This is a genomic window from Acinetobacter sp. YH12255 (genome assembly GCF_013417355.1).
Lineage (GTDB): Bacteria > Pseudomonadota > Gammaproteobacteria > Pseudomonadales > Moraxellaceae > Acinetobacter > Acinetobacter pseudolwoffii.
Genome location: NZ_VPEC01000065.1, coordinates 1 through 8,560, shown reverse-complemented (window position 1 = coordinate 8,560; position 8,560 = coordinate 1). Strand labels below are relative to the sequence as shown.

At 40.5% G+C, this 8,560-nt stretch carries 6 protein-coding genes and 3 pseudogenes; 8 read left to right on the top strand and 1 reads right to left on the bottom strand.

The features are described 5' to 3' along the window. The 8 genes and pseudogenes from FTV30_RS14735 to FTV30_RS14700 form a co-directional block, all read left to right on the top strand. The coding region (locus FTV30_RS14735; protein WP_079745416.1) for an integrase core domain-containing protein at positions 1-191 on the top strand (191 nt) is incomplete at its 5' end. A gap of 36 nt (positions 192-227) precedes the next feature. Then, positions 228-374 (top strand): annotated as a pseudogene (locus FTV30_RS14730) (MerR family transcriptional regulator); the annotation flags it as partial. Between the two features lie 141 nt (positions 375-515). After that, on the top strand, positions 516-926 hold the full coding sequence (locus FTV30_RS14725; protein ID WP_039624319.1) for a hypothetical protein: 411 nt from the start codon (positions 516-518) through the stop codon (positions 924-926). 49 nt (positions 927-975) lie between these two features. Then, complete coding sequence (locus FTV30_RS14720; RefSeq protein WP_180001850.1) at positions 976-2,343, top strand: TolC family protein; 1,368 nt, start codon at positions 976-978, stop codon at positions 2,341-2,343. A 1-nt stretch (position 2,344) separates the two neighbouring features. After that, positions 2,345-3,607 carry an efflux RND transporter periplasmic adaptor subunit gene (locus FTV30_RS14715; protein WP_180001849.1) on the top strand — a complete coding sequence of 421 codons (1,263 nt, stop codon included), beginning with the start codon at positions 2,345-2,347 and terminating at the stop codon, positions 3,605-3,607. Further along, positions 3,597-6,755: an efflux RND transporter permease subunit gene (locus FTV30_RS14710; RefSeq protein WP_180001848.1), complete on the top strand. Its 3,159-nt coding sequence runs from the start codon at positions 3,597-3,599 to the stop codon at positions 6,753-6,755. The genes FTV30_RS14715 and FTV30_RS14710 overlap by 11 nt, the downstream gene beginning before the upstream one ends. Positions 6,756-6,841: 86 nt before the next feature. Next, positions 6,842-7,741, top strand: coding sequence for a cation diffusion facilitator family transporter (locus tag FTV30_RS14705; protein ID WP_180001847.1), 900 nt, complete (start codon positions 6,842-6,844; stop codon positions 7,739-7,741). Between the two features lie 203 nt (positions 7,742-7,944). After that, positions 7,945-8,124 (top strand): annotated as a pseudogene (locus FTV30_RS14700) (hypothetical protein); the annotation flags it as partial. A gap of 224 nt (positions 8,125-8,348) precedes the next feature. Here FTV30_RS14700 and FTV30_RS14695 read toward each other — a convergent pair. Then, positions 8,349-8,560 (bottom strand): annotated as a pseudogene (locus tag FTV30_RS14695) (IS5/IS1182 family transposase); the annotation flags it as partial.

The window sequence follows — 8,560 nt, the reverse complement described above, 5'->3', positions numbered from 1 at the left end:
TATACAAAACAGAGGTGATTGAATATTTAAAAGCAGATTGGCAAGGTTTAGCAGATGTACAACTTGCGACACTAAACTGGGTAGATTGGTTCAATAAAAAGCGTGTACACAGTGCACTGGGTTATGTGTCGCCTTTTGAGTTTGAAGCAATGTACTATGATAAGATTAACCCGTTAGGTCAGGTGGCTTAACTTAAATAAAAAAGTCTCCGACAAACCCGGTACGGTTCAGAATTAATTGACTTACATGTCAGTGCTATCAGAGAAAATATAATCAAGCAACAAAAGCTTATTGAACAACTATCTGATTTAAGAGGTACTTGTGATGGTTTATGTACAATTGACCAATGTGGAGTTTTAAAAAATCTAGCTTGATTATCTAGACCTATGCTTTTTCAAAAACTCTGTATATCTTTACTTAAGGCTGCAAAAAGATTAAGGTGACTTAAATTTTGTGATAAGATCTTAGATAGCTTTGGTTAGCTTCCGATTGGTGTTTTAAATACAGATTTGTGTATGAAGAGAAAAACATTTCTAATCCAGATATTGGTACTCTTATTCACATTCCAGAATATTTGGAGTGTGGCAGAGGCTGCTTGTCTGCATGAAATGCCAAACATACCCAATTCAATACTCTCTAATCCAATCGATTTAGACGAAAAGAGTGATAGTCCTCGTCAAGCACTTTATTCCCTAGAAAACTATAAAGAAATCTATGACTATTGTCAGAAGGTTTGTTTTAACGAAAAGTGCAGTCATTTCTCAAATACAATCGTGATTCAGATTGACCCACCCGATGATCTGAAGCTTAAAGCTGATTTTGAGACCGGCATTACCCCAACTTATTTGGGAATAACTTTTTATAAATCCCCTTATCTGAATCAATTAACCCCGCCTCCCGATTTGCCCCTACTATTGGTGGGGTAGTCTTATAAAAGCCCACCACTCCTAATTTCATTATGCGTGGGGCATTTTCATGTCAAAAAACAAATTACATCAGGATACCTCCATCCTGAATTTATCCTGGTCAGCCTTAGGTAGCGGTATCTTGCTATCTGCAATGATCAGCATCAGTACTTCCGTAGTCGCCAGTACTCAAGATTTAACGCTGCAGCAAGCTATTGAGCAGGTTAACCAATATCAAGCGTCCCAAAATTTCTGGGAAACGCAAAATAGTATTAATGCCACGAATCTTCAGCAAAGTAAGCTGTTTAAAAATCCTGAATTGTCAGTTGAACAAACGGGCTTTGGTTCAAATAATGAAAAAGAGCTTGCCATTGGCATATCACAACCCTTGGATATTTTTGGTGAGCGAAAAGCAAACCAAAAATTAGCCAGTCTCTCTACAGATAAAACAGCACTGAAGCAGAAGATTTATCAAGCGCAAATTGAGCTTGCGGTGAAATATGTATGGTCACAACTGGCCATTGCTGAACTTGAAAGAAACATTGTCAATGAACAACTTCGGGTGAGTGAAGAAAACCTTAAAGCGATCGAGAAGCGCTTTACTGCGGGCGGTATCGCGCAAGTAGATGTGAATCGCGCACGTTTAAGTCATGCTGAAAATATACGCCTTTTTAGACAGGCAGACTTACAGGTACAAGTGGCCACCCAACAATTATCAAATTTATGGGGTACGTCTGATAAGTCATTGCAGGTAAACCTCTCTTCACAAAAGCTCTGGCCAAAATCGACTCATGGACAGGTTCAAGAATATTTAGCGGAAAACTACGTTGAGAAATATCGAGCTTTACTGGTATTAGAGTCTCAAGCAACGGTTGATCAACTAAGAGCAAAGGCACGTCCTAACCCCACTTTAAACCTAGGTGTCAACCGCACCCAATCCTTGGAAAACTCCACACAAAATCAATTAGTAGTCGGAGTTAGTGTACCGCTTAATATTTTCGATCGTCAGCAAAATGGCATAAAAATCGCGCAAGAAAAAATGAACTTATTAGAGCGTCAGAAAGAATTTTATCTGAAGCAAAATGCGCTGCAAATAGGCACAATTTTAACCGAGTTGCAGGGTTTAGAGCTGCAATTCAAAGTCGTTGACGAGACTCAAATTCCTTTGGCGACTCAAGTTCAAAGTAAAACGCTACAAGGTTTTCTGGCAGGAAAGTTTGCTTTAACCGATGTTCAGCAAGCCACGCTTCAATTACAAGACATCCGTCTGCGTAAAGTCCAGTTGTTACGGGATGGCTGGCAAAAGGCCATTGAAGCAGAAAGTTTGAGCTTAGGCATTAGCCCAAGTGAAGTCATGTCGAAAGATGCTATTGCACAAATCAATCAAAACTTATGGCAAGACATACAGGCCATGCCTGTCATTGGTGGGGGAAATTAACATGTTCGATCTTAAAAACAGCTTAAAAAAACAGAGCGGAAAAATCTCTCAACCTCTACTGATTGGTTTGGTCATCGGCGCAACCGTACTACTCAGTATTTTCTTGATCTTGTCGGGTAAGAATAAATCTGAAACATCAGATGAACATGCAGAGGAAGAAGGCGCAGAGGAACATGGAAGTGAAGAAGGCAAAGAGGAACATGGCGGTGAAACCGAAGAGCATGCAGAAGGCGTGAGCCTGACGGCCAAGCAACTGGTTGAACAAGGCATACAGTTATCAGCAGTCGATCAAGGTCCGGTGGTTAAATTAAGTTCTTATCCAGCAAAACTTAACGTGAATACCGACCAGCAAGCGCATGTCTCTCCGAGTTTTAGTGGTCATGTCGAAAATGTCTATGTAGAACTCGGCCAAAAAGTTCAGAAAGGACAGTCTTTGGCCACGTTGCTTGTTCCTGATTTAGTCGATCAGCAGGCCAATCTAAAAATTGAACAAACCAACCTTGAACTGGCGAAACAGGACTTCGAGCGTGAGCGTCAGCTGTGGTCACAGGGTATTTCAGCAAAACAGGACTATCAACGTGCTTACAACAGCTATAAACGGGCGCAAATTCAGGTCCAATCGGCCCAATCACGTTTAAGTGCGTTTGGTGCTGTGAATACCAGTAACGGGCGCTATATTTTGAAAGCCCCCATTTCCGGCGTGATCAGTAAAAAGGATTTGGTGCTAGGAGAAAATGTTCAGTTAGCAAGTCAACTCTTTACCATAGACCGGTTAGATCAGCTCTGGCTTGAGTTTATTGTTCCAAATTCTGAAATTATGGGTTTAGCCCCGAATCAAAAGATCGAATTTAAATCCTTGCAAACTGAAAAGGTCTATCAGGCAGTTATCCAGACTTTAAATACTGAAGCGGATACTCAAACGGGTCGTCTTCAGGTGCGAGCAAAAGTTGAATCGAATGCAACCGAATTACGTCCAAACTTGATGGTAAACGTACTGCTGCAACAACGCAGTGAAAGTACCGCATTACGGGTGCTTAAGTCAGCAGTTCAGAATATCGATGGAAAGGATGTGGTTTTTGTCGCCACTCAACATGGACAGAAAGTTGAATTCAGTCCGCAGCCGGTGAAATTAGGTCAGTCATCTGGGGAGAGCCAGTGGATTGAAGTGGTAAATGGGCTTAATCAGGGACAAAAATATGCCGCTCAAGGTAGTTTCTTACTGAAATCTGAAATGGAAAAAGGAGAGGCTTCACATGGGCACTGAAAATTCTCAAATATCTAATAATGAGTCAATAAAGCCTGAAGGACTGTTTGATCGGCTGATCCAGTTTTCTATTCATAACGCAATCTGGGTCATGCTGTTTGTTGCAGCCTGGATTGCTATTGGTATTTATAGTTATCAAAAGTTACCGATTGATGCTGTACCGGATATTACCAATACTCAGGTGCAGATTAACACTTCAGCCAATGGCTTTACGGCTTTGGAAATGGAACAGCGGATTACCTATCCAATTGAGAATGCCATGTCAGGCATGCCGAAAATGGAACAAACCCGTTCGATTTCACGCTACGGCTTATCGCAAGTGACCATCATTTTTGAAGATGGCACGGATATTTACTGGGCCAGACAGCTTATCAACCAGCGCTTGCAAGAAGCAATGGGAGAAATGCCTGAAGATGTGCAACCTAACATGTCGCCTATTTCGACAGGTTTAGGTGAAATCTATCAATGGGTGATTAAAGCCGAACCAAATGCTAAAAAGCCGGATGGAACCCCTTATTCGGCGATGGATTTACGTGAAATTCAGGATTGGATTGTAAGACCGCAATTACAGCGCGTAAAAGGCGTTGCGGAGATCAACAGTATCGGTGGCTTTAATAAAACCTATGTGGTTGCCCCTGATCTGAACCGATTGCAACAATTGCAAATTCCTTTGTCTGATTTACAAACTGCCTTAACAGAGAATAATGAAAACCGTGGTGCTGGCTATATTGAGAAAAATGGACAACAGCTAACGGTTCGTGTTCCCGGCACTTTAAACACGATTGAAGATATCCAGAACATCAGTATTACCAATAAAAACGGCTATCCTATTCGGGTGGCAGATGTCGCCAATGTCTCAATTGGTCATGACTTAAGAACAGGGGCTGCAACCTATAATGGTGAAGAAACTGTATTGGGTATTGCCATGATGATGATGGGAGAAAATAGCCGTACCGTTGCTCAAGCCATTGATGAAAAGGTGCAATCGATCCAGCAATCGCTACCTAAAGGTGTGGTGATTGAGACTGTGTATGACCGTACGCATTTGGTTGATCGGGCGATCAAAACCGTTCAGAAAAATTTGATTGAGGGTGCAATCCTCGTCATTGTTATTTTATTTCTCTTTCTAGGTAATTTCCGTGCTGCGCTGATCACGGCTTGCGTTATTCCACTGTCAATGCTGTTTACCTTGACGGGAATGGCAGAGCAGAAGATTAGTGCAAATCTGATGAGTTTAGGGGCACTGGACTTCGGTATTATTATTGATGGTGCAGTGGTTATTGTAGAAAACTGTATCCGTCGGCTAGCAGAAGCTCAGAAGCTGAAAGGTGGTTTACTTAGCCGTTCTGAAAGATTTAAAGAAGTCTTCTTGGCTGCAAAACAGGCGCGTCGTCCTCTCATCTTTGGACAGTTAATTATTTTGGTAGTTTATCTACCTATCTTTACCCTGACGGGTGTAGAAGCCAAACTTTTCCATCCTATGGCAATGACGGTTGTACTGGCTTTAATTGGGGCCATGATTTTATCTGTCACTTTTGTGCCAGCCGCAGTTGCCCTATTTGTCACTGGAGAAGTCAAGGAAACCGAAAGTCGCTGGATGCATTGGCTTAAAACTAAATATGAATTGCTTTTAGATAGAGCCTATGAGCTTCGTTTATTTGTGACTATTGTGGCTGCCTGTATTTTAGTGCTTACGGGTGTGCTAGCTACTCAAACAGGTAGCGAGTTTGCACCTCAACTGGGTGAAGGTGATTTTGCTGTTCAGCAAATGCGTTCCCCAAGTACAGGGTTAGAACAGTCACTGAGAATGCAGGAAAATACTGAAAAGTTACTGTTGAAAGAATTTCCTGAAATTAAAGCAATCTTTGCCCGTACCGGTACAGCAGAAGTGGCCACAGATGTCATGCCACCCAACATTTCAGATGGCGTGGTACTGTTAAAACCTCATGATGAATGGCCTGATCCAAAACAAACGATTGATGAGCTTCGCCAAAGAATGATTACTTTCTTAGCGACATTGCCGGGAAATAACAGTGAGTTCTCGCAACCCATTGAACTGCGTTTTAACGAGTTAATTTCAGGGGTGCGAAGTGATGTGGGTGTCAAGTTATTTGGCGATGATATGGAAATTCTGAATCGTGAAGCGAATAAGATTTCTCAGAAAATTAAATCAATTTCAGGCGCGACAGCCGTTAATGTAGAGCAAACCAGCGGCTTACCCTTGTTGAATGTAGAAGTTGATAAGTCCAGAGCAGCACAATACGGCTTGTCGGTAAGAGCAATTCAGGATCTGGTGGCGACAAGTGTCGGTGGTCAAAATGTTGGAACCATTCTACAGGGAGACAAGCGTTTTGATTTTGTTATCCGTCTAGATGAATCCCAGCGTAGTCCCGAGCAGTTAGCGCTACTTCCTGTTCAATTGCCAAATGGTGGTTTAGTCCAACTGCAAGATGTTGCACGCGTTGAAAATATCCTGGGTATTAATCAGGTCAGCCGTGAAAATGGTAAACGTCGGGTGGTTATTACTGCAAATGTAGAAGGACGCGATTTAGGCTCATTCGTAACAGAACTTCAGAGCACGTTATCCAAACAGGAATTACCAAGCGGTTATTGGATAGATTATGGCGGTCAATTTCAAAATCTGATGTCTGCAAAAGCGCGTATGCAATTGGTGGTTCCGCTCGCATTGTTGACGATCTTTATTTTATTGATGGCTGTATTCCATAATATCAAAGAAAGCTTACTGGTCTTTAGTGGTGTCCCGTTTGCCTTATGTGGAGGCTTAATCGCGTTGTGGTTGCGTGACATTCCATTATCCATGTCAGCAGGGGTTGGCTTCATTGCACTATCGGGGGTGGCTGTACTGAATGGCTTAGTCATGCTCACCTTTATCAAAGAGTTGCGACAGCAATATGACCTTTATTATGCAACGTGGCAGGGTGCAATTTTGCGTCTTAGACCTGTGCTGATGACAGCTTGTGTGGCGTCCCTTGGGTTTGTCCCGATGGCTTTGGCAACCGGAACTGGGGCAGAAGTACAGAGACCTTTAGCAACAGTGGTTATTGGAGGAATTATCTCCTCTACCCTGCTTACATTGGTTTTATTGCCCGTACTGTACCGCTGGATGAATGAAAAAAAAGTTTCTTAATCCAATAGATTAGTCGATTTACAGCAGAGATATTGGCTGTTATCCAATATCTCTGCTCATCATAAATAGAATAAGGAAAATATTTTATGTCAGAACATCATGATCATAGCCATGCGGTTGTTACTGAAGAAAATAGTAAGAAGTTAATGGTTGCCTTAGGTTTAACGACTACTTTTTTAATAGTAGAAGTTGTCGCTGCTTTTATTACCCAAAGTTTGGCTTTGTTATCTGATGCAGCTCATATGTTTACTGATGTAGCCGCTTTAGCTATTGCTCTTGCCGCTATCAAAATTGGTAAAAAAGCCGCAGATGATAAAAGAACTTTTGGCTATCAGCGATTTGAAATTTTAGCGGCTCTGTTTAATGCGGTGATGCTTTTTGTGGTAGCAATATATATTGTATATGAAGCTTATCAACGTTTTACGAATCCTGCTGAAATTCAAAGTGTTGGAATGATGATTGTCGCGGTTGGTGGTTTGGTCATAAATTTGATTTCAATGAAAATCCTTTCTGCGAGTGCTCAAGAAAGTCTAAATATAAAAGGTGCATATTTAGAAGTTCTTAGTGATGCTCTAGGATCGATAGGCGTGATTATCGGAGGAATAGTTATTTATTTTACCCAGTGGATGTGGGTTGATACCGTAATCGCTGTGTTAATTGGCTTCTGGGTCTTACCTCGAACTTGGATTTTATTAAAACAAAGTATTAATATTCTGCTTGAAGGAGTTCCTGATGAGATTGATATTGAGTCGTTAAGAAATGATTTATTGAAGCTAGAGGGCGTTGAAGGGATTCATCAGTTGAAAGTCTGGGCTATATCCTCAAGAAATATTCATTTAACTGCTCATTTGGTTGCTCCGAATAGCAATACAGATCAACTCTATCAAAAGGCCTTAGACGTTCTAAAACATAATCATAGTATTACTGAAATTACGTTACAAATAGAAAGTACGGAATGTAATACATTGGAACAGCATAAACATTAAAGTGCTGCTCTTTCTACATAATGGACAGATGACTAGGCTGATAAACCTTACCATTTTCCTGTATTACACTTCTATTTATCACACGCACTTTAAACACCATCCTGAGACATTTTAAAATTACAAGAATGTAATTTATGAGTCCTCTGGGTGTTAATTCTTTAAAGTTAGAATATCTAACAAGTATTAAATGAGAGTAAATGAACATGCTATTCAAAAATAAATTTTGTACTAAATTACTGTTAATTAGTGCATTCTTTAGTATCGCAAGTTTTAGTTATGCAGATGGCGGATTGTTATTTCTTGAAAAGAATTTAAAAGCTTCTAAAGTTGAAAATTCTAAACAAAAACAAGTTAAAAATAATGAATCAAATGAATCAAATGAATCAAATGAATCAAATGAATCAAATGAATCAAATGAATCAAATGAATCAAATGAATCAAATGAATCAAATGAATCAAATGAATCAAATGAATAGTTGGGTTGCATAAATAAATCAATTAGACTTATTCATTCAGCAATATAATTCCTGAATGAATAAGTTTATAACTAAAACCGGCTTTGTTGCATAAACATTCAAAAGCTGAGTTTTCCCCAATCCATTCAAATTTAAGTGACAACTTGGGTGTGAGGTCTACCTAATTCCGTAAATCTATTCAGAACTGCCACACGCGCATGAACTTCATTGACCTGACTTTGAAAATGTCTTGCCGTCAGCTTATCTCCTAATAATTTGATGCAATGCATCTTGGTTTCCACCAAACTGCGACGGTGATAGCCCGACCATTTTTTCCATAGGGTTCTGCCTAAATGCTTAACCG

What these genes read in the sequence shown, in the direction of transcription:
- FTV30_RS14705 (WP_180001847.1), top strand. Translation starts at nt 6,842, where the DNA reads ATGTCAGAACATCATGATCATAGCCATGCGGTTGTTACTGAAGAAAAT.
- FTV30_RS14725 (WP_039624319.1), top strand. Translation starts at nt 516, where the DNA reads ATGAAGAGAAAAACATTTCTAATCCAGATATTGGTACTCTTATTCACA.
- FTV30_RS14710 (WP_180001848.1), top strand. Translation starts at nt 3,597, where the DNA reads ATGGGCACTGAAAATTCTCAAATATCTAATAATGAGTCAATAAAGCCT.
- FTV30_RS14720 (WP_180001850.1), top strand. Translation starts at nt 976, where the DNA reads ATGTCAAAAAACAAATTACATCAGGATACCTCCATCCTGAATTTATCC.
- FTV30_RS14715 (WP_180001849.1), top strand. Translation starts at nt 2,345, where the DNA reads ATGTTCGATCTTAAAAACAGCTTAAAAAAACAGAGCGGAAAAATCTCT.